The 22,164-nt window shown below is 59.6% G+C and carries 24 protein-coding genes and 1 pseudogene; 17 read left to right on the forward strand and 8 right to left on the reverse strand.

What is annotated here, in order from left to right; all coding sequences use genetic code 11:
• Positions 1 to 30 precede the first annotated feature (30 nt).
• The 4 genes from M1D87_RS11880 (at position 31) to M1D87_RS11895 (ending at position 6,023) form a co-directional block, all read left to right on the forward strand.
• On the forward strand, positions 31 to 2,469 hold the full coding sequence (locus M1D87_RS11880; RefSeq protein ID WP_123084356.1) for a TonB-dependent receptor: 2,439 nt from the start codon (positions 31 to 33) through the stop codon (positions 2,467 to 2,469).
• 91 nt (positions 2,470 to 2,560) lie between these two features.
• Positions 2,561 to 3,070 (forward strand): GNAT family N-acetyltransferase, encoded by a 510-nt coding sequence (locus tag M1D87_RS11885; RefSeq protein ID WP_123084355.1) that lies wholly within the window; start codon positions 2,561 to 2,563, stop codon positions 3,068 to 3,070.
• A gap of 240 nt (positions 3,071 to 3,310) precedes the next feature.
• Positions 3,311 to 5,008: a 2-isopropylmalate synthase gene (leuA, locus tag M1D87_RS11890; protein ID WP_123084354.1), complete on the forward strand. Its 1,698-nt coding sequence runs from the start codon at positions 3,311 to 3,313 to the stop codon at positions 5,006 to 5,008.
• A 298-nt stretch (positions 5,009 to 5,306) separates the two neighbouring features.
• On the forward strand, positions 5,307 to 6,023 hold the full coding sequence (locus M1D87_RS11895; protein WP_123084353.1) for an SDR family NAD(P)-dependent oxidoreductase: 717 nt from the start codon (positions 5,307 to 5,309) through the stop codon (positions 6,021 to 6,023).
• A 125-nt stretch (positions 6,024 to 6,148) separates the two neighbouring features.
• On the opposite strand, the gene ftrA is transcribed toward M1D87_RS11895, so the two are convergent.
• Complete coding sequence (gene ftrA, locus M1D87_RS11900) at positions 6,149 to 7,108, reverse strand: transcriptional regulator FtrA (protein ID WP_123084352.1); 960 nt, start codon at positions 7,106 to 7,108, stop codon at positions 6,149 to 6,151.
• Positions 7,109 to 7,203: 95 nt separating this feature from the next.
• Here ftrA and M1D87_RS11905 point away from each other — a divergent pair, with 95 nt between their 5' ends.
• On the forward strand, positions 7,204 to 7,638 hold the full coding sequence (locus M1D87_RS11905; RefSeq protein WP_123084351.1) for a rhodanese-like domain-containing protein: 435 nt from the start codon (positions 7,204 to 7,206) through the stop codon (positions 7,636 to 7,638).
• A 160-nt stretch (positions 7,639 to 7,798) separates the two neighbouring features.
• Here the strand turns inward: M1D87_RS11905 and M1D87_RS11910 are convergent, their stop codons facing one another.
• Both M1D87_RS11910 and M1D87_RS11915 read right to left on the reverse strand, forming a co-directional pair.
• Entirely contained in the window at positions 7,799 to 8,815 is a 1,017-nt protein-coding gene (locus M1D87_RS11910; RefSeq protein WP_139657660.1) for an alpha/beta hydrolase, read from the reverse strand.
• A 29-nt stretch (positions 8,816 to 8,844) separates the two neighbouring features.
• Positions 8,845 to 9,090 carry a DUF2790 domain-containing protein gene (locus M1D87_RS11915; RefSeq protein WP_061302404.1) on the reverse strand — a complete coding sequence of 82 codons (246 nt, stop codon included), beginning with the start codon at positions 9,088 to 9,090 and terminating at the stop codon, positions 8,845 to 8,847.
• A gap of 309 nt (positions 9,091 to 9,399) precedes the next feature.
• Here M1D87_RS11915 and M1D87_RS11920 point away from each other — a divergent pair, with 309 nt between their 5' ends.
• The 3 genes from M1D87_RS11920 (at position 9,400) to M1D87_RS11930 (ending at position 11,331) form a co-directional block, all read left to right on the forward strand.
• Positions 9,400 to 9,969 (forward strand): TetR/AcrR family transcriptional regulator, encoded by a 570-nt coding sequence (locus M1D87_RS11920; protein WP_061302403.1) that lies wholly within the window; start codon positions 9,400 to 9,402, stop codon positions 9,967 to 9,969.
• Positions 9,970 to 10,029: 60 nt separating this feature from the next.
• The gene (locus M1D87_RS11925) at positions 10,030 to 10,506 is read left to right on the forward strand and encodes a nuclear transport factor 2 family protein (RefSeq protein ID WP_023660567.1); all 477 of its coding nucleotides are present in this window, start codon (positions 10,030 to 10,032) and stop codon (positions 10,504 to 10,506) included.
• 348 nt (positions 10,507 to 10,854) lie between these two features.
• Complete coding sequence (locus M1D87_RS11930) at positions 10,855 to 11,331, forward strand: nuclear transport factor 2 family protein (protein ID WP_039612856.1); 477 nt, start codon at positions 10,855 to 10,857, stop codon at positions 11,329 to 11,331.
• A 239-nt stretch (positions 11,332 to 11,570) separates the two neighbouring features.
• Here M1D87_RS11930 and cynR read toward each other — a convergent pair whose 3' ends face one another.
• A complete protein-coding gene (gene cynR / locus M1D87_RS11935) occupies positions 11,571 to 12,458 on the reverse strand; it encodes a transcriptional regulator CynR (protein WP_031324220.1) in 888 nt (295 codons plus the stop codon).
• Positions 12,459 to 12,568: 110 nt separating this feature from the next.
• Between cynR and M1D87_RS11940 the strand changes: the two genes are divergently transcribed.
• The 4 genes and pseudogenes from M1D87_RS11940 to M1D87_RS11955 all read left to right on the forward strand — a co-directional run.
• A complete protein-coding gene (locus tag M1D87_RS11940) occupies positions 12,569 to 13,228 on the forward strand; it encodes a carbonic anhydrase (RefSeq protein WP_023660570.1) in 660 nt (219 codons plus the stop codon).
• A 39-nt stretch (positions 13,229 to 13,267) separates the two neighbouring features.
• Positions 13,268 to 13,738 (forward strand): cyanase, encoded by a 471-nt coding sequence (gene cynS, locus M1D87_RS11945; RefSeq protein WP_003256785.1) that lies wholly within the window; start codon positions 13,268 to 13,270, stop codon positions 13,736 to 13,738.
• Between the two features lie 110 nt (positions 13,739 to 13,848).
• Positions 13,849 to 14,106 (forward strand): DUF2790 domain-containing protein, encoded by a 258-nt coding sequence (locus M1D87_RS11950; protein WP_039612858.1) that lies wholly within the window; start codon positions 13,849 to 13,851, stop codon positions 14,104 to 14,106.
• A 356-nt stretch (positions 14,107 to 14,462) separates the two neighbouring features.
• Positions 14,463 to 14,717, forward strand: a pseudogene (locus tag M1D87_RS11955) (aldehyde dehydrogenase); the annotation flags it as partial.
• 59 nt (positions 14,718 to 14,776) lie between these two features.
• Here M1D87_RS11955 and M1D87_RS11960 read toward each other — a convergent pair.
• Positions 14,777 to 15,688: a LysR family transcriptional regulator gene (locus tag M1D87_RS11960; RefSeq protein ID WP_015270098.1), complete on the reverse strand. Its 912-nt coding sequence runs from the start codon at positions 15,686 to 15,688 to the stop codon at positions 14,777 to 14,779.
• A 93-nt stretch (positions 15,689 to 15,781) separates the two neighbouring features.
• On the opposite strand from M1D87_RS11960, the gene M1D87_RS11965 reads away from it, so the two are divergent.
• From M1D87_RS11965 to aroE, 5 genes are read left to right on the forward strand one after another with little or no spacing between them, the layout of a single operon-like run.
• Positions 15,782 to 16,729 carry a ketopantoate reductase family protein gene (locus M1D87_RS11965; RefSeq protein ID WP_123084348.1) on the forward strand — a complete coding sequence of 316 codons (948 nt, stop codon included), beginning with the start codon at positions 15,782 to 15,784 and terminating at the stop codon, positions 16,727 to 16,729.
• Positions 16,726 to 17,124, forward strand: a complete 399-nt coding sequence (locus M1D87_RS11970; protein WP_015270100.1) for a VOC family protein — start codon at positions 16,726 to 16,728, stop codon at positions 17,122 to 17,124. The genes M1D87_RS11965 and M1D87_RS11970 overlap by 4 nt, the downstream gene beginning before the upstream one ends.
• Positions 17,121 to 17,576 carry a MaoC family dehydratase gene (locus tag M1D87_RS11975; protein ID WP_003256790.1) on the forward strand — a complete coding sequence of 152 codons (456 nt, stop codon included), beginning with the start codon at positions 17,121 to 17,123 and terminating at the stop codon, positions 17,574 to 17,576. Before M1D87_RS11970 ends, M1D87_RS11975 begins: the two co-directional genes overlap by 4 nt.
• On the forward strand, positions 17,573 to 18,805 hold the full coding sequence (locus M1D87_RS11980; RefSeq protein ID WP_123084347.1) for a CaiB/BaiF CoA transferase family protein: 1,233 nt from the start codon (positions 17,573 to 17,575) through the stop codon (positions 18,803 to 18,805). Before M1D87_RS11975 ends, M1D87_RS11980 begins: the two co-directional genes overlap by 4 nt.
• Entirely contained in the window at positions 18,802 to 19,620 is an 819-nt protein-coding gene (aroE, locus tag M1D87_RS11985; RefSeq protein ID WP_054573807.1) for a shikimate dehydrogenase, read from the forward strand. Before M1D87_RS11980 ends, aroE begins: the two co-directional genes overlap by 4 nt.
• Positions 19,621 to 19,673: 53 nt before the next feature.
• Here the strand turns inward: aroE and M1D87_RS11990 are convergent, their stop codons facing one another.
• Genes M1D87_RS11990 through M1D87_RS12000 form a run of 3 tightly spaced genes read right to left on the reverse strand, consistent with a single transcriptional unit; the run spans position 19,674 to position 22,161 of the window.
• A complete protein-coding gene (locus tag M1D87_RS11990; RefSeq protein ID WP_015270103.1) occupies positions 19,674 to 20,393 on the reverse strand; it encodes a proteasome-type protease in 720 nt (239 codons plus the stop codon).
• A 41-nt stretch (positions 20,394 to 20,434) separates the two neighbouring features.
• Positions 20,435 to 21,214, reverse strand: a complete 780-nt coding sequence (locus tag M1D87_RS11995; protein ID WP_023660575.1) for a transglutaminase family protein — start codon at positions 21,212 to 21,214, stop codon at positions 20,435 to 20,437.
• Positions 21,211 to 22,161: an alpha-E domain-containing protein gene (locus M1D87_RS12000; protein ID WP_015270105.1), complete on the reverse strand. Its 951-nt coding sequence runs from the start codon at positions 22,159 to 22,161 to the stop codon at positions 21,211 to 21,213. The genes M1D87_RS11995 and M1D87_RS12000 overlap by 4 nt, the downstream gene beginning before the upstream one ends.
• Positions 22,162 to 22,164: the final 3 nt, after the last annotated feature.

Below are 22,164 nucleotides of genomic sequence, written 5' to 3' on the forward strand. Positions count from 1 at the left end.
AAAGCCCAACCACAAAAAGGAACTCGAGAAGTGCATTTTCCCCTCCGCAGTCGCCAGCTACGCCTGTCATTGCTTGCCAGTAGCCTGCTCATCGCAATGTCGGCCCAGGGCCGGGAAAAGGTGAACGTGGATCTCCCCGCCGCACCGCTGGGCGATGCCATCAACGCGCTTGCACAGCAGTCTTCGGTACAGATCATCTTCGCCAGCGACCTTGGTGCAGGCCGAAACGCGCCTGCGGTGAAGGGGCGGTTCACACCCGAGGAAGCACTTCAAACACTGCTAAAGGACAGTGGCTTGCAGGTACAGGCCAAGGATGAGCGCACGTTCGTCATCGTCGCGCAGGGTACCCCTGCATCAAGTGCTGGAATCCAGAGCGGACCCGTGGAAATGGCCCAGATGGAAATCACCGCCTCGCGCACCAGCAGCAGCCTGGTTTCCGCGACGCGGCAATCCACCATTCTCGAGCATGAACAACTGCAGGAGCTGCGCCAGGGGTCAGAGAGCCTGGCTACGGTACTGGCCAAGGCGGTTCCCGGCATGTCCGACTCCAGCCGCACCCTCACCGAGTATGGCCAGACCCTGCGCGGGCGCAGCATGCTGGTCATGGTCGATGGGGTGCCGCTCAATACCAACCGCGACTCCTCGCGCAACCTGGCCAACATCGACCCGGCACTGATCGAACGGGTCGAAGTCATTCGTGGCAGCAGCGCCATCTACGGCAGCGGCGCCACGGGGGGCATCATCTCCATTACCACACGGCCCGCGGGTGGTGAAAACCGCGCCGAAACCAGCCTGAGCGCGACCTCGCCGCTGACCCGCCTTGGCAGCGATGGCCTGGGGGGGCAGTTCCAGCAATATTTCGCGGGCTCTCAGGGTGCGGTGGACTACTCGTTCGACTTCGGTACCCGCCATATCGGTGCCTCGTATGATGCGCACGGTGACCGGATCGCCCCGGAGCCAAGCCAAGGCGACCTGTTCGATTCGAACATCTACAACATTGGCGGCAAGCTGGGGCTGCACATTGACGAGAACCAGCGAGTGCAGCTTGCAGTCAGCCACTACGATGCCCGCCAGGACACCGATTACGCTACCGACCCAAGCGTCGCGAAACTCCCTGCTGGCTCTGTGCCGGCCAATACGATCAAGGGCCTGGATCTTGACGAGCAGAACCGCATTCGCAACACGCTGGTGAACCTGGAGTATGAAAATCTCGACATCCTCGGGAGCCGGCTTTCTGCCCAGATGTACTACCGGGACTACTTCACACGCTTCACCCCGTTCGATGCCCGTGCCGTTGCTACCCGCGGCGGCAATGTTGACCAGATCATGCAAAACAGCGAAGTCTTCGGAAGCCGCCTGACCCTGCGCACGCCGATTGGCGACAGCGGCAGTACCGAACTGGTGTGGGGTGGTGACTATAACCAGGAGCGCAGCGACATGCCGCTCGATGTCTTCGACCCGGCGGCTTATGACGCCAGTGGCGGCCTGGTTTTCGACAAGACTGGCAAGCTCACGTACATGCCCCCGCTGAGGACGCGGAGCGCCGGTGCCTTCGCCCAGCTGCAGCATCGCTTCGATGAGCATTGGTCGGTCGACGGCGGCCTGCGCTACGAATACTCCACCGCCGAATTCGATGACTTCGTTCCGTTGTCCGAGTCCACGTCTGCCTCCCCGGTGGCGGTGAAGGGTGGCGACATTCATTACGATGCGGTGCTGTCGAACCTGGGCATCGTCTACTCGCCGGTACTCGGCCAGGAAATCTACGCCTCCTTCAGCCAGGGCTTCCAGTTGCCCGACGTGGGCATCCAGCTGCGCAATGCGCGCCGTGGCTTCGATATCGGCGCATCGAACCTGGAGCCGGTCAAGACCAACAACTATGAGCTTGGCTGGCGAGGAGACCTGGGCAGCAACACACTCGGCACCCTGGCGCTGTTCTACACCACCTCCAAACTGGGGGATGTACAAAGTTTCAACAACGGCCTGATTCTGACCCGCACCAAGGAGCGTATCTACGGTGCTGAAGCCAGTGCCGATTGGCTGTCGGACGATGCTGTGTGGGGCGCAGGGGGGAGTGCGACCTGGATGCGCGGACGAGAAAAACCGGACGGTAAAGACTGGCAAGACATGACAGGCTATCGCGTTCCGCCGCTGAAGCTGACCGCCTACGTGCAATACAAGCCGACCCTGGATTGGAGCAACCGCTTGCAAGCCACGTTCTTCGATGCCAAGGACTACAGGCTCGATGGGGTGGACAGCTTTGGTCGACATCAGGTTAGCAGTTATACGACAGTCGACCTGGTCAGCCAGTACCAGATCTCCGCAGACGACAAGGTGAGCGTCGGCATCCAGAACCTGTTCAACCGCGACTACTACCCGCTCTACAGCCAGTTGCTGCGCAATAACAACAACACCAGCCACTTGCCGGCCCCCGGCACGGTATTGACTGCCAGTTACACGCACAATTGGTAAGGTAGTGAAAAACCACCGGGCTCGATGTCGGCCCCGGTGGTCATTGTCATGTTTCACACCAATAGCTGGCCTGCAGGGTAGGGAGTCTACGATGGAACGGTCTTGCACCACTTATTATCTGGAAATGGTCTCGGCATCCGAGCTGAAGGAAAAAACACAGCCTCACGAACTCCGGATCATTGAATGTGAAGTGCCTCAGGCGGAATTCAATCGGTTTCTGTACAAGCTGGTAGGCACACCTTGGGAGTGGGGCGATCTTGACACCTGGGGGATTTCTGACTGGCAGGCACTCATCGAACAGGATTGCCACCGTACCTGGGTTGCCTATTACCGTGGTGCGATAGCCGGCTATTACGAGCTCTATCGCCCCGATGGCAGTAACGCAGAGATACGCTACTTCGGGCTGGCACCTCAATTCCTGGGGTGTGGCTTCGGCGGAGCGCTCCTGAGTCACGCTGTTCGAGCAGCGTGGGAGTGGAGCGGTACAGAGCGGGTGTGGGTACATACCTGCACCTTCGACCATCCTGCCGCGCTTCTAAATTATCAGGCGCGAGGGTTCCGTATTTTCAAGCAGGAGGAGGTGGTGGAGGCAAGCCAATAAGCCCTTTGTCCTGGAGCCGCATTCGTCTTTGCCAGATTTTGGATGTGGCTTACTATTTTCATTTTTCGATATAAAATTCCATTTTTTCATTATTTATAGCAATAAATGTTCGCCATTTGCCGAATTGATGCTCAATAACGCAATCGAGTAAGCCAGGTTCTGTGTAAATTGGATCCAATATTTTGGCTTGTCCATCACGGGCAAGTACAAGGTGTTACACAGGCCCAGGAGAAAGCCGCCATGATGCTTAAGGATCCATCAATCAAATATCGCCACTTCGCCACAGTCGACCTGCCAGACCGCCAGTGGCCCAGTCAGGTCCAGAAGGTCGCTCCCACCTGGTGCAGCGTCGACATGCGGGACGGTAACCAGGCACTGATCGAGCCGATGAACGCCGAACGCAAGCGTCGATTCTTCGACCTTTTGGTGAAGGTCGGTTTCAAGCAGATCGAGGTTGGCTTCCCGGCAGCATCGCAAACCGATTTCGACTATGTGCGTGAATTGATCGAGAGCGGTCGGATCCCCGAAGATGTGACTATCCAGGTCATGACACAGGCCCGTACACACTTGATCGAGCGTACCTTCGAAGCGCTCAAGGGGGCGCCACGGGCCATCGTTCATGTGTACAACGCAACGGCTCCCGTATTTCGTGATGTGGTGTTCGGCGTGGATCGCGCAGGTTGCATCGGCATCGCCACGCAGGCTACCCGGGAGATCAAGGCGCTGATGCAGGCCAATCCGCAGACGCAGTGGACTTACCAGTATTCACCAGAAACCTTCTGCTTCACCGAGCTCGATTTTGGCCTGGAAATTTGCGAAGCGGTGATCGACGTATTCGAACCGTCTCCCACCAACAAGATGATCCTGAACCTGCCTACCACCGTGGAAGTTTCGACCGCCAACGTGTTCGCCGACCAGATCGAATGGTTCTGCCGCCACGTACGCAAGCGCGACAGCGTGATCATCAGTATCCACCCGCACAATGACCGTGGCACAGGTGTGTCTACCGCCGAGCAGGCCTGCCTGGCAGGCGCCGAGCGGGTCGAGGGCACCTTGTTCGGCAATGGTGAGCGCACCGGTAATGTCGATATCCTGACCTTGGCCATGAACCTCTACACCAGTGGCATCAGCCCGGAGCTGGATTTCTCTGACATCATCCATGTCCAGCGTGAGGTCGAGTTCTGCAACCAGTTGCCGACCCATCCTCGCCATCCCTATGCGGGAGAGCTGGTGTTCACGGCATTTTCCGGCTCTCACCAGGACGCAATCAAGAAGGGCTTCGCCCAACGGCGGAAAAACCCCGACGGTTTCTGGGAGGTGCCGTACCTGCCGATCGACCCGGCCGACATGGGGCGCAGCTACGAGGCAGTCATCCGGGTCAACAGCCAGTCGGGCAAGGGTGGTGTGGCCTATCTCCTGGAGCAGCAGGGTATCGTCCTGCCGCGCCGGTTACAGATGGAGTTCAGCGGCCTGGTGCAGCAGGTCGCCGATAGTGAAGGGAGGGAGATCACCAGCGAAATGATCTTGTCGTGCTTCACCAGAAACTACCTGGAGCAGGGTAATCCCTACGCCTTGCTGCACCCCATGGTCACCACTGACGAAGCCTGCACTTACCTTGACGCTCAACTGCTGGTCGAGGGTGAACGCCTGGCGTTCGCTGGCAAGGGTAATGGCCCAGTGGCCGCACTGGTCCATGCGTTCGCCCAGCAGGGGCTGGTCTTCGATATTGCCGATTACCACGAGCACGCCGTGCGTGATGGTGCTGAGGCCGAAGCCATTGCCTACATCGAAATACGTGTCAAGAACCAGTTGCTGTTTGGCGTGGGCAGGGACGGCAGCACACTCCAGGCATCACTCAAGGCTGTGGTGAGTGCTGTCTGCCGGGCCACGCGCCTGGGGCTGCTCGATACAGTGAAAAGCACGGTCGCCACGGTTTGAGGGATACTGGCTGGCGCTGCTCGGCGGTGTGGTGACCAATGCTGCTGCGGCCACGGCGAAAAAGGTGAAATGCCAGCTTTGTAACCCTGAACCGCTATTGACCTCGAGTTGACTCAAGGTTTTAGAGTGGCGTGGCGGCACACTCGCTGCTTGCGCAAACGAACTCGCAAGCACCAGAAATGGACACTCCGACTTCACTGCTGGTTTTCCAGTTTATCGGCTTCATCGCCTTGGGCCTGTCGAAGGCGATGACCGATCCAGTGAGGCCTGGAGCAGATCAGGGAAAGAGGAACAGCATGTGAAGACGATGATCGTAGGCGCCAGCAGAGGGCTGGGGCGGGCTTTGCTCGAAGGCCTCGGCAAGCCCGGGGACACGCTGATTGGCGTATCACGCAAACAGCCGAAAGATCTGGCCCTTGCGCCGGGCATCGACCTGTACTGGATCGATGCCGACCTTTCCGAGCCAGTGGCGGCTGTAGCACGGATCGCGGACCGAACACCTGCCGATCTGGACGTACTGATATACAACGTCGGCATCTGGGAAGAGCATGCCTTCAGCGAGCACTATGCATTCTCCGAAGACAGCGACGAATCGATCACCCGGCTGGTCGAGGTGAACGTCACCGCCACGCTGCTCCTTCTCAAACGCCTGATACCCAGATTGCTCGGTGCTCCCCGGCCGCAGTTGATCCTCACTGGTTCGACTTCGGCTCTTCGCCAGAGCGGGCGCCCGGAGGTAGCGTTCGGTGCCTCCAAGTTCGCCCTCAACGGCATGGCTGATGCGCTACGCGAAGGCTTCAGGGATGACAACCTGGCGGTGACCGTGCTTCAGCTGGGTTACCTGAATACCGATGACGCCCTGTCCACGCCTTTGGTGCAGGCTGCTGCGCGAGGTGAGCGGCTTTGGGTACCGGTACATGATGTGGTCACCATGGTCGATGCGTTGTTGCGCCTGTCAGGGGCTTCATTCGTACGGGAGTTGATCTTGCCCGCGATCGGGGATGAGCGCTTCTGACGCCACAACGGTCAGTCGCCCTGAGTCCGGATAGCAGCTGACGCGTACCAGGGCGCGACAGAATCGACATGCACGTGTTTCTGCTTCCTTGGCAGAAACGGTGTATCAAAGGTACCGCTGAACGGTCAGTGGTTGCCAAACTGCGCACGATACCTCATGGGCGCCAACCCCACGGTCTTGCGAAATGCTGCCCGGAAACTTTCCGCCGAGGCGAACCCGCAGCGTTCGGCGATTTGCTCATTGCTCAATGGGCTGCTTTCCAGCAACTCACGCGCCACGTTCATGCGCACCTCAAGCAGCCAGGTTTTCGGCGTGATGCCTGTCGCTTCGATGAAGCGTCGCAGGAAGGTACGTTCGCTCATCAGTGCCTTCGCTGCCAGCTGCTTGACCGTAAGCGGCCTGCCCACATGCAAGGTCGCCCACTCCAGCACCGCGGCCAGATCATCGCGAGGCTTCTGGGCAACGGGTGCGGGGAAGAACTGTGTTTGCCCTCCGGAACGCTGGGGTGCCATAACCAGGCGACGGGCAACGGTGTTGGCAACCTGGGTACCAAAGTCTCGACTCACCAGGTGCAGGCAGGCATCTATACCGGCAGCGCTGCCTGCCGAGGTAATCAGCTGGCCGCAGTCTACGTAAAGCACGCCAGGGTCAACTTCAATGAGTGGATAGCGTGCCGCGAGTTCGTCCGTATAGCGCCAATGGGTGGTGGCACGCTTGCCGTCCAGAAGGCCCGCAGCCGCGAGCACGAACACCCCCGAACAGATGGAAAGCAGCCGCGCCCCGCGTTGATACGCGGCGCGCAAGGCGTCCAGCAGCACCTGCGGCGGGCGCTCATCGCGGCTACGCCAGCCCGGAATGATAATGGTATGGGCATCAACGAGCGACTCCAAGCCGAACTCGGCAATGACCTGCATGCCACCTGCCGCGTGCATTGGTGCGGGATCGACGGCGACGATGCGATGCGTGTACCAGGCGAATTCGAACTCCGGGCGTGGCAGCCCGAAGATCTCCACGGCAATGCCGAACTCGAAGGTGCACAGCCCGTCATAGGCCAGCACGGCGACCAAACCAGGGTTCGTGAGCATTGGCGGAAAACTACCGGTGACTGTCGAGTGCGCCACTGTAGCGATACAGGCGGGCTTCCTACAATGGGCGCACTTTCAACCGAGGAGTGAAATCCATGCCAAGCCTGGTCAGCGAATATCCTGCCGCAAGCCCATCCGATGCCCTGCTTCATTTCAGCCGCCATCTGGCGTTCGAGACGGATTGTTCGGATGTTGAACGTAGCCAGCGGTCGGGTGATGTCGACTATGTGCTGGTAGATGTAAGGAGCAGCGAGGCGTTTGCGCAGGGCCATGTGCCGGGCGCGATCAATATTCCTGGCCGCACCATCAGCGCAGAACGCATGGCTGACTATGCGCGCCAGACGCTTTTCGTTGTTTATTGCGCGGGGCCGCATTGCAATGGCGTACATCGGGCGGCGGTTCGTTTGGCTGAGCTGGGTTTTCCGGTGAAAGAAATGATTGGCGGGGTTACCGGCTGGCTTGACGAAGGGTTTTCGTTGGTGGGGGCGGACGTTGCTGCACAGGGTAACGGCGTTTCCTGTGCATGTTGAGTCGAGAGGGTACAGTTCGAGCGGCATCGCCCGAGGACGTACCCAGCCTGATCGAGAAAAGGCGGCCCGAATGCAGCCGCATCGCCAAGATTTCCATCCACCATGAGGGTCTTATCCGAGCAGGACCAGGGCGACAACGCCCCGGTCCTGATTGCAGCTGTTACTGGAGGTGTTGCCTGATCGCCTGCGCAGCCTGGTCCATCGCACTTCGGGTGCCAGGGATTTCGCCGAGGACATTTAGTAGGCCGAAGTCGTGAATCATCCCGTTGTAGCGCACGGCGGTTACCGGAACACCGGCGGCATTCAACTTGCGAGCATAGGCTTCACCTTCATCACGCAGCACGTCCATTTCAGCAGTTTGTACCAGTGCCGGCGGTAAACCTTTCAGCTGATCCAGGCTGGCACGTAGCGGCGACGCGTGAATGTCGTCGCGCTGCTTCGAATCAGTGGTGTAGTTGTCCCAGAACCACTGCATCATGTTGCGTGTCAGGAAGTGCCCTTCGGCGAATTGGTTGTAGGAACTGTTGTTGAAGTTGGCATCAGTCACGGGCCACAGCAGTGCCTGGAAGCGCAGCTTCGGAGTTCCGGCTTCCTTCGCCTTGATGGCTACTACTGCAGCCATGTTGCCGCCGACGCTGTTGCCAGCCACAGCGAGGCGGCTGCCGTCGACACCAATCTCCTTGCCATGCTCGGCGACCCAGCGGGTGGCGGCGTAAGCCTGGTTGATCGCTGTGGGGAACTTGGCCTCGGGCGATGGCGTGTAATCGACGTAGACCGCTGCCGCACGAGAGCCCACTACCAGGTCGTGGATCAGTCGCTCGTGGGTCGGATAATCGCCCAACACCCATCCACCACCATGGAAGAACATGAACACCGGCAGGTCACCCTTAGCGCCCTCCGGCCGCACTACCCGGATTTCCAGCGGCTGGCCATCGGCCTGGATGGTACGGCGCTCGACCTGAATACCGGACAAGTCGACCTTCACGCTTGCCTGGGCGCCTGTCAGCACTGACCGGGCGTCTTTCGGCGACAAGGTCTCAAGCGGCTTGCCGCCGCCTGCAGCCAGAGCCTGAAGGAAGCCTTGGGTGGTGTGTTCCACGCCAGGGCTACCAGCGGCGAAGGCACTGTTGACAGCCAGAGCCAGCAGGCCGGCGGTGAGGGTACGGGGCAGTTTCATGATTGTGCTCCTAGGGTGTGGGCAGGTGTTCAGTTCTGGTTGGCTGCAAAGTCCGGACGGATGTAGCTCACCTTCTGCTCCTCGCCGTGGCTGTCACGGTAGGTCAGAGTCGCAATGCTGTTTGGGCCGCCGTTGCTGGGTGTGGCCTCCACAGAGATGATTTTGTCGATATCCAGATCCATTCCGTAGTGATACGGAGTTGCGGTCTGCGCAAAAGCACCAACATTGGCGCCGAGCGTAAGGGTGACGATGGCGAATGCTTTGGTAATGGTCATGATCGTTCTCCGGTGTCTCGTAGGTGTGAGCGGTTGCTTCGTACTTGGGGTTAACTTTGCGCGATAATAGTTAGTGCGCAAAGTATATTTCCGCTATGGTCACGATTGAGTCAGTGCATCAGCGTCGGATAACCGCAGGCTCCGACAGCCAATGATGGGCGCCGTGCTTTGTCCTGGTAGCGCCATCAGAGAGCTCTCGCTGTCCGCCTGGTCGCGCTCATTCCAGGTACCACTGGGGCGCGCGCCTTTAATCGAAGAATTCACCTGACGGTGCTTGACCGGAGAGAACGATCGTTCTACATTGAATCCATGAGCAGACCAACGATAGATCACAGAGCCCAAATCCTGGCCACCGCCGAGAAACTCATCTACGAAAACGGGATTCATGCCACGGGCATGGACCTACTGGTGAAGACCTCTGGCGTGTCAAGGAAGGGTATCTACAACCATTTCGCTACCAAAGATGATGTCGCAGCTGCGGCCTTGAGCGCTCGCGACGTACGCTGGATGCAATGGTTCAGGACCGAATGCGACAAAGCGGCTACACCGCACGATCGAATACTGAGCATGTTTACTGTTTTGAAGGGCTGGTTCGAGACGGATGGTTTCCGCGGCTGTGCGTTCATTAACACGGCAGGCGAGGTAGGGGATCCCGATGACCCCATCCGCCAGATCGCAAAACTGCACAAGCAAAAGCTCTTGGACTATACGCTTGAACTGACTGAACAATTGAACACCGAGCAACCGTTGGTCTTAGCCAGGCAGTTATTTATTTTGATGGAAGGCGCAATCACCACGGCTCGTGTTATGGGTGATTATCACGCTGCTGATAATGCAAAGGAAGTTGCGCAGATGTTGCTGAAAGAGCTTGTATCCTAAAGCTTGAGCGTCAGAGACGCTACTCACACTTATCTATCCAACTAGGCTGGAGTCACTACCATGTCCAATGCCCAAACTCGCCCGCCACTTCCTCCTTTCACTCGCGAAACAGCGATTGAAAAAGTTCGACTTGCTGAAGATGGCTGGAACAGCCGCGACGCGGAAAAAGTCTCACTTGCCTACACGCTGGATACCAAATGGCGTAACCGCGCTGAGTTTGCTACCAACCGCGAAGAAGCTAAAGGGTTCCTTACCCGCAAGTGGAAAAAAGAGCTGGATTATCGCCTGATCAAAGAGCTCTGGGCGTTCACCGATAATCGCATCGCTGTCCGTTACGCTTACGAGTGGCATGATGATTCCGGTAACTGGTTCCGCTCCTACGGTAACGAGAACTGGGAATTTGAAGCTGATGGTCTGATGCACCGTCGCTTCGCCTGCATAAACGACATGCCTATCAAGGAAAGCGAGCGCAAATTCCACTGGCCGCTGGGCCGCCGCCCAGATGATCATCCCGGGCTGACTGAGTTGGGGCTGTAACTCCGGCACCACTGTAAATTCTTTCAAACTCAGGGTGCTCGGCTAGGCAGAACGAAATTTAAATTCGATTGCCTACACTGCAGGTAGAGTACGAACGCTTTTAGCATAAGCATAGTTCTTATGATATTCCACGGAAACATAGTTTCGAGGATGCGTGCGCCTGCACCTATAGCATCTCTATTAATTGCAATCGCCTCCATCAAGGCGCGGCAATAGAGTTTAATTTAATGCTGTCGTTAGCAACGCGATTCAACTTTCACAAATTGATAATTCAAGCGGCCTTGCTATAGGCCCGCGATCCACTGGCACTGGTTTACTCAATTATCCAATTAATCTGGAGGCACCACCATGTCCAATATCCACACTCGCCCACCACTTCCTCCTTTCACTCGCGAAACGGCGATTGAAAAAGTCCGACTGGCAGAAGATGGTTGGAACAGCCGCGACGCGGAGAAAGTTTCGCTCGCCTATACGCTGGATACCAAATGGCGTAACCGCGCTGAGTTTGCTACCAACCGCGAAGAAGCTAAAGGGTTCCTTACCCGCAAGTGGAAAAAAGAGCTGGATTATCGCCTGATCAAAGAGCTCTGGGCCTTTACCGATAACCGTATCGCCGTTCGTTACGCATACGAATGGCATGATGATTCCGGTAACTGGTTCCGCTCCTACGGCAACGAGAACTGGGAATTTGAAGCTGATGGCCTGATGCATCGTCGCTTCGCCTGCATAAACGACATGCCTATCAAGGAAAGCGAGCGTAAGTTTCACTGGCCACTGGGTCGCCGTCCGGATGACCACCCAGGTCTGACCGAGCTCGGCCTGTAAGTCACCGTCAACCTGATCCTTTTGTCTTAAAGGATCAGGTTTTTTTCGTTCAGAAGCGATTCGTCATCCCTATTGCGGTTTGTGATACACATCAGTGCGCCGTCGGCGGCTAGAAAGCCAATAGAGGGCTTTCCTATCCTTCCAGTCTCCGCTTCGTCGGTCAGGCAAAGCGTCATCGTTGCACTTTTCCTCTACCTTGGGCCCTGTTGCACACGCGCATCCTGCGGTCACGCAAAACCTCACTGATCAAGATCGCTGGATACTTCTTTAGCCAGCTCGAGGAAGACGCGCACCGCCGCGCTCAGAAAGGCGTCTTTGCGTCGCATTAGAACGGCTCGTCGCTCCAAGCGCTCCGGCTCCAACGTGATGGCCACCAGGTCGTCATGGGCCAACGCAATTCTGGCAGGCAATAAGGTCGAAAGATTCGTTCGGCGAACGATCTCGATCACTGCGCCTAGGGCATTGGCCTCCATCTGCACCTTAGGGTTAATCTCATATTTGCGGCAGTAGCGGTCGATTTGCTCGCGAGTGGCAAACTCTGTGCTGAGCAAGACTAAAGACTCAGCACTCAGGCCGTGCGAGGTAATGGAGCGTTCCTCGGCCAGGCGGTGTCTGCGGTTCATAACCAAAGCGAGCGTTTCGTTCAGCAAGGGGATGGCTTCGATGTCCGATGAATGTATTTCATCGAATGCGATCCCTACGTCCAACTCTCCCGCCAACAGCAGCTCCTCGATCCGTTCCTGGGAGATCTCTTTCAGGTTGACGGTGATCTTGGGGTATCTGAGGTGAAATGCCTCGATGAGTGGCCCCACCAGATAGCTCGTAAACGTCGGCGTTACGGCAACACGCAATGAGCCACGGCTGAGGTCGCTGACATCATGTATAGCCCTTTTGGCTTCCTGCAATTCCTGATGCGCACGGCGCGCATAGAGAAGATAGACATCCCCCGCGTCAGTCAAACGCGTCGTGCGGCCTGATCGGTCAAACAACTGGGCTCCCAGGCTCTCTTCCAAGTGCCTTACTTGCTGCGAAAGGGCCGGCTGAGAGACATGCAGCGCCGCTGCAGCTTTCGTGAAACTGAGGTGCTCCGCAACGGCTAGAAAGTACTGGATATGTCGAGCGAGCATGTCTAAGCCCATAAGATAATCGAATCCTACTCATAATAAATGAGACTTTTACCTTATGTCATGCACTGCTTAATCTTTGTCTCACACCCAGCGACATTGAGACAGCAACCATGAAAGCGATCATTGACGGATTTCTGAAGTTTCAAAAAAACGCTTTTCCTGAGCGGGTCAAACTGTTCAAGGACCTTGCCAATCAGCAGGCGCCGAAGGCTCTCTTCATCTCCTGCTCTGATAGCCGGCTGGTGCCTGAATTGGTCACCCAACGCGAGCCAGGCGATCTGTTTGTAATCCGCAACGCCGGCAATATCGTGCCGTCGTATGGGCCAGAGCCGGGTGGCGTTTCGGCTTCGGTCGAATACGCGGTCGCCGGACTCAACGTTGCAGACATCGTGATCTGCGGCCACTCCGACTGCGGCGCGATGACCGCCATCGCCACCTGCAAATGTCTGGATCACATGCCCGCTGTGGCCGGCTGGTTGCGGTACGCCGACTCGGCCAAGGTAGTTAATGAGGCCCGTCATCACGTGGATAAGCGCAGCAAAGTCGCCTCCATGGTGCGCGAGAACGTGATCGCGCAACTGGCCAACATACAGACCCACCCATCCGTTCGCCTGGCTCTCGAAGAAGGCCGCGTGACCCTGCATGGCTGGATCTATGACATCGAGACCGGACGTATCGACGCCTTTGATGGCAGTACCGGCACCTTCGTGTCTCTCGCGGAAAACCCGGAAGTCCACGCCGTTTCCCAGCAAGCCAGGCACGTCGCCTGAAACCTGTACCTGCACCTTTACTTACCCAGGAGATTCACCATGATCCAGACTCAAGCCACCCGCACCGCCCGCCAGGAACTGACCGAAGTTATCATTCTGGCCAAGGCTCGCAAGGACCTGTCCTTTGCGCAGATCGTTGACGGTACCGGCCTGTCCGAGGCCTTTGTCACCGCTGCCTTGCTTGGCCAACATCCGCTGCCTGAAAGCGCCGCGAAGGTCGTAGGCGATAAGCTCGACCTCGATGCTGATCAAGTTGCACTGCTGCAATCGATGCCGATCCGCGGCAGCTTCTTCGACGGAGTGCCGAGCGACCCTACCATCTACCGCTTTTACGAAATGATCTCGGTGTATGGAACCACCCTCAAAGCTCTGGTCCACGAGAAGTTCGGCGACGGCATCATCAGTGCCATCAATTTCAAGCTGGACATCAAGAAGGTCGAAGATCCGGACGGTGGCCATCGCGCTGTGATCACTCTGGACGGCAAGTACCTGCCTACCAAGCCCTTCTGATGTAGCTCAGCCCGGCGCCTGACTGCGCCGGGCCACACCCAATCGTTTATGACGACCGAGCGCCGATTGGATGCTCAGGCCTTCTTACGCCCTCAGTACAGGTGATTACCATGAAACTGTTACTCGTTTTGTTCCTAGGCTGCCTTGGTTCTGTTGCTATGGCCGATGACCAAGGTAATCAAACTGCACAAATTACGGTTGAACCCTATCGCTACTCCCAGAACCTGGATATCGCGCACGTTGTGGCTGTTACGCCGGTGCCCAATGTGTGCGATGTTGTGCCGATGCAACTGACTTACGACGACTCCAAAGGCGAACGGCATATCATGGAGTACCGTATTGTGGGGAATGGGTGTTCTGACAACTGATGCGCCGTCCATACCCCCGCCTGACAGTGAGCTTCTGGGCATTAGGGGCGCTGCGATCGAAGCTTAATATTCTGCATGGAAGGGAGCCCGCTCCGAAGATCGCTGTGGGCTCTCTGGCTTTCGACAGATGGAGATCCGCCCAAGCAAGCTACGAGCCTGCAATCTGACCAAGCTTCGCGTACGCGACATTGCTCATGGGGAGCACTGGCCTTGCAAACTGCTACGCGGCATCCTCGCTCGGCGTCCATGCTGATCGATACGTCAAGCCCCAGGCTTTAGAAGCACCTAAGTGCCGCTTCGCGCCCCATCGCCTTCGACCCGGCAGATAGGCGGCACGCTATGCCCGTTGAACTGCGAACGACCTGGCGAAGCAGGGCAAGATGGCCTTCGATTTCGGAGCGTTCTGGTTCAAAGGCCAATTCATCCGCACAGGCCAGGCAAACGTGAAGGCCTGCAATCGCCGCCTGGCGCAGCTCATTCATCACGGGCGTGCCAAGCCTTCCCAGATAATTTCCCATCGCTTGACCCTTGCTGAAGCCCCCGACGCCTACAAGCATTTTGATGCGCGGGATGATGGCTGGACGAAGGTGGTGCTCAAGCCTGCTGCTTGATCCGTACACCGATGCTTCCAGGGAAGGAAGCTCGGCGAGCGAAGGTTTCGCCGTGTGTGTTAACCGGCCCCTGTTTGAAACAAGCCCCGCACCACCTCCCTGATCCAGCGATTCCCGCTGTCTTGCTGGTACCGTGCGTGCCAGTGCTGCTTGACCGTGAAACCTTCCACTGCAAACGGGCAATCGTGCACGTGCAAACCATGCATGTCGGCGAGTGTCTGGCCGATATGCCGTGGCAACGTAGCCACCAGGTCTGTCGACCCGACAATCATCCCCAACCCCAGAAACGCCGGCAGCTCCAGCATGATCCTGCGTTCGATGCCGGCCCGCGCCAGGCCAGCCTCCAGCAACTTCTGCCCGGTCCCGGCACTGATTTGTACATGCCCCTCGGCCTGGTAACCCGCCACGCTCATGCCGTTGCTCAAACGCGGGTGTAGCGGGTTGCTCAGGCAGACCCAGTCCTGCTCGAACAACACTTGCTGATACATCCCCGCACCCAGCCAGGGCACGAAGCCGATGGCCAGGTCCGCCTCGCCCGACTCCAGCGCGCTCTCGGTATTGCCATCGATGCGTGCAGCTTCCAGGCGAATACCCGGCGCGTGGGTGCGCAGGTGGTTGAGGATGCTGGGCAGCAGGGTGATATGGCTGGCATCACTGACGCACAGGCGAAAGCGCCGCTGCGCCGTGGCCGGAACGAACTGCGGCTCCCAGGTAGTCAGGCGCCGCAGCGATTCCAGCACCTCGCGGCATGGCCCGATCAGCTGGTCTGCCCGCGGGGTTGGCGCCATGCCGCCTGGCGTACGCACGAACAGTGGGTCGTTCAACTCTTCACGCAAGCGCCCCAACCAGATGCTCACGGTAGGTTGGCTCTGGCCGAGCTGTTCAGCACTGCGGGTGACGCTGCGGCATTGGTACAGCACATCGAACAGTTGCAGCAGCTTGGGGTCGGGCAAAGCGTCGAGCGCACTCATTATTGCGAAATCCAATAAGTGTATTGAGTCCATTGTATAGCCGAAATAAGGCTCGCTGCATAAGGTAGTCGCAAACCACAGGAGGTCAGCGATTTGAAAATCTGCATTCTGGGCGCCGGCGCCTTGGGTTGTGCCATTGGTGCGGCCTTGAGCGAAGCGGGGCACGAAACCTGGCTGTTGAACCGTGGCCATGCACATGTCGAGGCGATGAACCTGCACGGGCTGCGGGTGCAGGACGACCGCGGCGAGCGGCAGGTCCGGGTTAAGGCAGCCTGCGACGCGGCAACCGTGGGCGTGGCCGACCTGGTGGTGGTGCTGGTCAAGTCATTCCACACCGGCGATGCGATTGCGGGGGCCAAGGCGTTGATCGGGCCGCAGACGCTGGTGCTGTCACTGCAGAACGGTCTTGGCCATGAAGACATCCTGGCCGAGGCCGTGGGCCGTGAGCGGGTGCTGGCTGGCAAGACCTACGTCGGTGGCGTGCTGCTGGCGCCGGGTTCGATCCGTGCCGGTGTTGCGGGCAAGCAGACTTTCATCGGCGAGCTCGACGGCCAGAGGACGCTGCGTGTGCAGGCCATCGCCGAGGTCTTCAATGGCGCCGGGCTCGCCACCACGGTCAGTGACAACATACTCGGCACCATGTGGGACAAGCTGCTGGTCAACGTCGCGACAGGCGCGCTCAGCGGCATCACCAGGCTCGGTTATGGCCAGTTGTACAGCGAGCCGCTGCTGGAAAGCACCGCCAAGGCAGCGGTGGCTGAAGCCATTGCCGTCGCTGAACGAGCAGGCATCCGCCTGAGCCTCACCAGCCCGGATTCTGCATGGCGGCTGGCCGCCGAAGGCCTGCCGGCAAGCTTCCGTACCTCGATGCTGCAGAGCCTGGAAAAGGGTTCGGTCACCGAGATCGATTTCATCAATGGCTCCGTCGTGCGCTGGGGCCAGCGCCATGGCGTGGCCACGCCGGTCAACGCGACCCTGGTGGCCTGCATCAAGGGCATCGAACGCGCCATGGCCGATCAGCAGAAGGGGAGTAATCCATGAGCCAGCCGAAAGCGTACCTTGAACACGTTGCGTTCTGGGTGCGCGACATCCAGTGGCACATCCGCTTTTTCAGCGAGGTGTGTGGTATGACCATGCGTGAAATACAGGGTGACGTCGAGCAGCCTGCACAGTACTGGACCCTTGGTGGCCTGCAGTTCATCCACCAACCGGACTTTGCCGGCCCGGAAGGGCGCATGGCGCACCTGGGCATCATGTGCGAGGACCTCGAAGCTACCCTGGCCGCCGCACAGCGTTTCGGCGTCAGCGAAATGCCCCAGGGCCGCAACTGGCTGCGCCTGCCTGACGGCCTTGCGGTCGAGTTCATTCAGGCATCGCCGGCGAAATGCGTAGCCCAGGCACTGGCCATCGACCCACGTGCAGAGGTGGTGGCATGAGCGTAGTGGAAAGATACTGGGACGATGCCCGCGAAGGCGATGAATGCATCAGCCCCACCTACACGGTGACCCGCGAACGTATCCTGGCCTACGCAGACCTCACCGGCGACCACACCCCGGTGCATGTCGACGAGGCCTACGCCAACGCCAGTCATTTCGGTTGCCTGGTTGCCCACGGCCTGTTCGGCCTGTCGATCGCCGACGGCCTGAAGACCCAGTGCGAATACCGCTTTGTGCCGGGCATGTCGCTGGGCTGGACCTGGGACTTCGTGCTGCCAATCAAGGTCGACGATGTGCTGCACGTGCGCATGCGCGTGGGGGCGATGCGCCCGAGCAACAGCCGACCGGGCTGGGGTATCGTGGTCTTGCCGTCGGAGCTGATCAACCAGCACGGCGAAGTCGTGCAGCGTGGCGAGCACCGGCTGATGGTGCCCCGGAGGGTGCAGGCATGAGCCAGGCATTGCCATTGGCAGGTATCCGCGTCATCGACTACAGCCACTTCCTCGCCGGGCCCTATGTGGGCCGCTGCCTGGCAGCACTCGGCGCCGAGGTGATCAAGGTCGAACGGCCGGGCAGCGGCGATGCCGGGCGCCAGCATGCATTTACCCTTGATGAGCAGCAGAGCGGTTACTTCCTGCAGCTGAACATGGGCAAGCAGGGCGTCAGCGTGAACATGAAGGACCCGCGTGGCAAAGCGTTCATGCAGCGCCTGACCGACTCGGCCGATGTGTTCATCGAAAACTATCGCCCCGGCGCCCTGGACAAACTGGGCCTGGGCTATGCCGAGCTGTCGGCGCGCAACCCGCGTCTGGTGTACTGCTCCATCTCCGCCTATGGCCATACCGGGCCGGATGCCCACCGCGCCGGTTTCGGGCTGATCGCCGAGGCCAAGAGCGGGATCATGCAGATGGTCGGCGTGCCGGGCGAAGCGCCGCCGTTGCTGCGCATTTCCCTTGGCGACATGTACACCGGCATTCATGCCGTGGCGGCGATCAATGCGGCATTGCTGGGCCGGGTGAACAGTGGTCGCGGCCAGCACATCGACATGGCCCTGTACGACACGCTGGTGTCGATGCATGAATATGCGGTGCAGTGCTACACCTTGTCCGATGGCACCGTCCTGCCCGAGCAGACCGGCCATGACATGCCCACCTCCACCCTGTACGGCGTGTTTCGCGCGGCCGATGGCGACCTGGTAATCGCCGCCCAGGTCGACGATGCCTGGCAGCGCTTTGCCGCAATGCTGGAAGCCAACGGTGGCCCGGCCGGGTTCGGCAGCGACAGCCGCTACCACAGCCTCAATGGCCGCAACGCCCATCGCCAGGCGATTCTGGCCGTGGTTCGCGACTGGGTCGGCGCGCGCCAGGTGGCGGATATCCTGCAGTTGCTCGATGACATCGACATCCCCAGCGCCAAGGTGCAGCGCATCGACGAGGTGGTGGCCGACCCGCAGATTAAGGCGCGCAACATGGTCATCGAGCAGCAGCACCCGCGCTACGGTACCTTGCGCCTGCCCAACCTGCCGTTCCGCTTTTCCGACTGCGACACCACGATCCACCAGGTGGCCCCGGACCTCGGTCAGCACAATGCCGAAGTGGCCGCCGGCCTAGGTTTCACCCCTGAAGAAATCACCGCCATGCAGGCAGACGGTGTGCTGTTCACCCACGGAGATGCACGATGAGCGACCGCTATGCAGTGATCGGCCGGCCGATCAACCACACCAAGTCCCCGTTGATTCATGGCCTGTTCGCCCAGGTTGCCGGCCAGTGCCTGGAGTATGGCGCGCTGGAGGGCGAGCTCGAGGGCTTCGAGGCTCAGGTACTGCAGTTTCGCAGTGATGGCGGGTTGGGCATGAACATCACCGCGCCGTTCAAGCTGCGAGCCTTCGAGCTGGCCGACCAGCGCAGCGAGCGCGCACAGTTGGCGCGGGCGGCCAATGCGTTGAAGTTCGAGGATGGCCGTATCTTTGCCGAAAACTTCGACGGCATCGGCTTGCTGCGGGATATCGAGGAAAACCTCGGTGAGCCGCTGGCCAATCGACGGGTACTGTTGCTCGGCGCCGGTGGCGCGGTACGCGGTGCATTGCTGCCGTTCCTGCAGGCGGGGCCGAGCGAGCTGGTGCTTGCCAACCGTGACATGGCCAAGGCGCTCGCCCTGCGCAACGAACTGGATCATCCAAGGCTGCGCATCAGCCGTTATGAGGAGCTGGAGGGACAGTCCTTCGACATCGTGGTCAACGCCACCTCTGCCAGCCTCACCGGCGAGCTGCCGCCACTGCCTGAAGGCGTGCTGGGCGCGACGCAGCTGGCTTACGAGCTGGCGTATGGCAAAGGCCTTACGCCGTTCCTGCGCATGGCCCAGGCGCAGGGGGTGGTGCGCCTGGCCGACGGTGTCGGCATGTTGGTCGAGCAGGCGGCGGAGGCTTTCGCCTGGTGGCGCGGGGTACGGCCAGAAACCCGCGCCGTCATCGATCGCCTGACTATTCCGCTGGAGTAGGGCCAAGGCCACTGTGGGAACGGGCATGCCCGCTTCCACAGTGGCCCTGCCTATCAGTACGGCGGCGCTGGCAGTTCGGCCAACAGTCTTTTGAGCCCGTCGCTCCACTGCCTGCGTATCTGCTCGTAGTACACATCGTCGCTGGCGATACGCTGGCGTTTCGGTGTTTCCAGGCTGTCCTTCTGATACACCAGCAGGTCCAACGGCATGCCCACCGACAAGTTGCTGCGAATGGTCGAGTCGAACGAAATCAGGCCGCAGCGCAACGCTTCATCGAGTGGCATATGGTAGCCGAGGTTGCGGTCGAGAATCGGCCGCCCGTACTTGCTTTCGCCCAGTTGCAGGAACGGGGTGTCCGGCGTGGCCTGGAAGAAATTGCCCTGCGCATAGACGTTGTATATGCCCATGGGGCCGCCGGCAATCTGGCCGCCGACGATGAACGAACTGCTCAGGTCGATTCCGGCCGACAGCTTGCTGCGATCACGGCTGACCACCTCGCGCAAGGTGTCGGCGACCAGTACCGTTGCATCGTAGAGCGTCGCAACGTTCAACAGGTGGGGGCCGGGGCCCTTCGTACGTTGCTGGAGCAGGTTCACCACCGATTGCGAGGTCGCCAGGTTGCCAGCGGTCTGCAGGACGATCAGGCGCTCCCCCGGCACGCCGAACACGAACAGCTTGGCAAAGCTGGCGATCTGGTCGATGCCCGCATTGGTGCGTGAGTCGCTGATGAAGACAAGCCCGTCCGCCAGGTGCATGGCGACACAATAGGTCATGCTGTTTCCCTTGTTTTTTTCATGAACGGATGCCGCACCTGTCATTGGCGGTGCACGTGTACGCTGGCCTGCATCGATTCGGCGCCGCCCCCGCGGCGCACGCCCCTGACCGGGCAGGCATCGAGGTAGTCCAGGCCCACTGCCAGCTTCAGGTGGCGTTCTGGCCGGGTCAGGCGGTTGGTGATGTCGAAGCTGTACCAGGCGTCATCGACCCAGGCTTCCGCCCAGGCATGGCTGGCCAGGTGCTGCTCGTCTTCGGTACATAGGTAACCGGACACATAGCGTGCCGGAATACCCAGGCTGCGCGCGCAGGCGAGAAACGCATGGGTATGGTCCTGGCACACCCCGGCAGCGCCGCTGAACGCTTCGATGGCAGTAGTGCCCACCGATGTGGCACCGGGGCTGTATGGCATGTGCTCGGCCAGGCCTTGCATCAGCCCGATCAGCGCTGCCCGGTCACGGTGCTTGCCACAATGTCGGCTGGCGAAGGCCTTGAGTGTGTCATCGGCCTGGGTCAGGTGGCTGCCGCGCAGGAAGGGCAGGGGTGAATGTTCGCCGGCCTCTTGCTCGCGATCCGGGTCGATTTCTACCTGGCCGCTGGCGGTCAGTGCCAGGTGGCCATGGGGTTTGTCCAGGGTCAATACATGCAGGATGTTGCCATACGGGTCGATCTGGCCGTTGACCTTGCAGGGCAGGTCGAGTTGCCATTCAGTGATGCGCTGGCGCTCGCTGCTGCGTGGCGTCAGGCGCAGGAACTGGATGCTGTTGCACACATCGCTTGCATAGCTGTAGGTAGTGTCGTGGCGAATGGACAGTTTCATACGACCTCCAGATAGGAGTGGTGGACCGCCTGGCCCAGTTGATTGATGCGCCCGATGAAGTCGCTCAACCACGGGTGCAACCCTGCTTCGAGTATTTCGTCGATCGCGGTATAGCGCAGGCGAGCATTGAGTTCGGCGGCCATGCGCTGGGCGGCGCGCCCGGTGCTGCCCGGCAGGCTGGCAAGGATCTGGTCCAGCTCCTCGATGCAGGCATGCAGCGAGCGGGGCACATCGACCCGCAGCAATAGCAGCTCGGACACCGGTCGTGCACTGGGTGCGGCACGATACAGTTCGTTGAAGGCTTCGTAGGAGGTCAGCGCGCGCAGCAAGGCGCTCCATTGGTAATAGCCGCGGGCAGAATCATCGCTGACTTCCTCGGAGGCCTCCCCGAACATTTCATAGCGTGCATCGAGCAGGCGCAGGGTGTTGTCAGCCCGCTCCAGGAAGGTCCCCAGGCGGATGAAGCTGTAAGCGTCGTTGCGCATGATGGTGCCTGAAGTAGCACCGCGGAACAGGTGCGAGCGTTCCTTGACCCAGTCGCAGAACTGGCTGATGCCATAACGGCCGAGGCCATTGCTGGCAATGTTGCGCATCTCGATCCAGGTAGCGTTGATGTTCTCCCACATGTCGGCAGTGATGCGGCCACGCACTGCGTGGGCATTGGTCCTGGCCGCCTGCAGGCAGCAATAGATGCTGCCGGGGTTGGTCGCATCCAGGGCGAAGAAGTGCAGCATGCGCTCGGTGTCCAGCTCGGTGTGCCGGCGGCGGTAGTCGTCCAGCGTTCCGGATGCCAGCAGTGACATGGCCAGCTCGGCATGGCCGTCGCTGCGGCCAGCCTGGGGCATCAGCGACAGCGAATAACTGACCTCGAGCATGCGCGCAAGGTTCTCTGCACGCTCCAGGTAGCGCGACATCCAGTAAAGGTCGGAAGCAGTTCTCGAAAGCATGGT

This window comes from Pseudomonas sp. SA233 (assembly GCF_054792385.1).

Coding starts and splice junctions, on each gene's coding strand:
- M1D87_RS11975 (WP_003256790.1), top strand. CDS start 17,121: ATGAGCGTAGTGGAAAGATACTGGGACGATGCCCGCGAAGGCGATGAA.
- aroE (WP_054573807.1), top strand. CDS start 18,802: ATGAGCGACCGCTATGCAGTGATCGGCCGGCCGATCAACCACACCAAG.
- M1D87_RS11990 (WP_015270103.1), bottom strand. CDS start 20,393: ATGACCTATTGTGTCGCCATGCACCTGGCGGACGGGCTTGTCTTCATC.
- M1D87_RS11915 (WP_061302404.1), bottom strand. CDS start 9,090: ATGACCATTACCAAAGCATTCGCCATCGTCACCCTTACGCTCGGCGCC.
- M1D87_RS12000 (WP_015270105.1), bottom strand. CDS start 22,161: ATGCTTTCGAGAACTGCTTCCGACCTTTACTGGATGTCGCGCTACCTG.
- M1D87_RS11910 (WP_139657660.1), bottom strand. CDS start 8,815: ATGAAACTGCCCCGTACCCTCACCGCCGGCCTGCTGGCTCTGGCTGTC.
- M1D87_RS11925 (WP_023660567.1), top strand. CDS start 10,030: ATGTCCAATGCCCAAACTCGCCCGCCACTTCCTCCTTTCACTCGCGAA.
- M1D87_RS11940 (WP_023660570.1), top strand. CDS start 12,569: ATGAAAGCGATCATTGACGGATTTCTGAAGTTTCAAAAAAACGCTTTT.
- M1D87_RS11885 (WP_123084355.1), top strand. CDS start 2,561: ATGGAACGGTCTTGCACCACTTATTATCTGGAAATGGTCTCGGCATCC.
- M1D87_RS11905 (WP_123084351.1), top strand. CDS start 7,204: ATGCCAAGCCTGGTCAGCGAATATCCTGCCGCAAGCCCATCCGATGCC.
- M1D87_RS11995 (WP_023660575.1), bottom strand. CDS start 21,214: ATGAAACTGTCCATTCGCCACGACACTACCTACAGCTATGCAAGCGAT.
- M1D87_RS11930 (WP_039612856.1), top strand. CDS start 10,855: ATGTCCAATATCCACACTCGCCCACCACTTCCTCCTTTCACTCGCGAA.
- leuA (WP_123084354.1), top strand. CDS start 3,311: ATGATGCTTAAGGATCCATCAATCAAATATCGCCACTTCGCCACAGTC.
- cynR (WP_031324220.1), bottom strand. CDS start 12,458: ATGCTCGCTCGACATATCCAGTACTTTCTAGCCGTTGCGGAGCACCTC.
- ftrA (WP_123084352.1), bottom strand. CDS start 7,108: ATGCTCACGAACCCTGGTTTGGTCGCCGTGCTGGCCTATGACGGGCTG.
- M1D87_RS11960 (WP_015270098.1), bottom strand. CDS start 15,688: ATGAGTGCGCTCGACGCTTTGCCCGACCCCAAGCTGCTGCAACTGTTC.
- cynS (WP_003256785.1), top strand. CDS start 13,268: ATGATCCAGACTCAAGCCACCCGCACCGCCCGCCAGGAACTGACCGAA.
- M1D87_RS11980 (WP_123084347.1), top strand. CDS start 17,573: ATGAGCCAGGCATTGCCATTGGCAGGTATCCGCGTCATCGACTACAGC.
- M1D87_RS11920 (WP_061302403.1), top strand. CDS start 9,400: ATGAGCAGACCAACGATAGATCACAGAGCCCAAATCCTGGCCACCGCC.
- M1D87_RS11970 (WP_015270100.1), top strand. CDS start 16,726: ATGAGCCAGCCGAAAGCGTACCTTGAACACGTTGCGTTCTGGGTGCGC.
- M1D87_RS11950 (WP_039612858.1), top strand. CDS start 13,849: ATGAAACTGTTACTCGTTTTGTTCCTAGGCTGCCTTGGTTCTGTTGCT.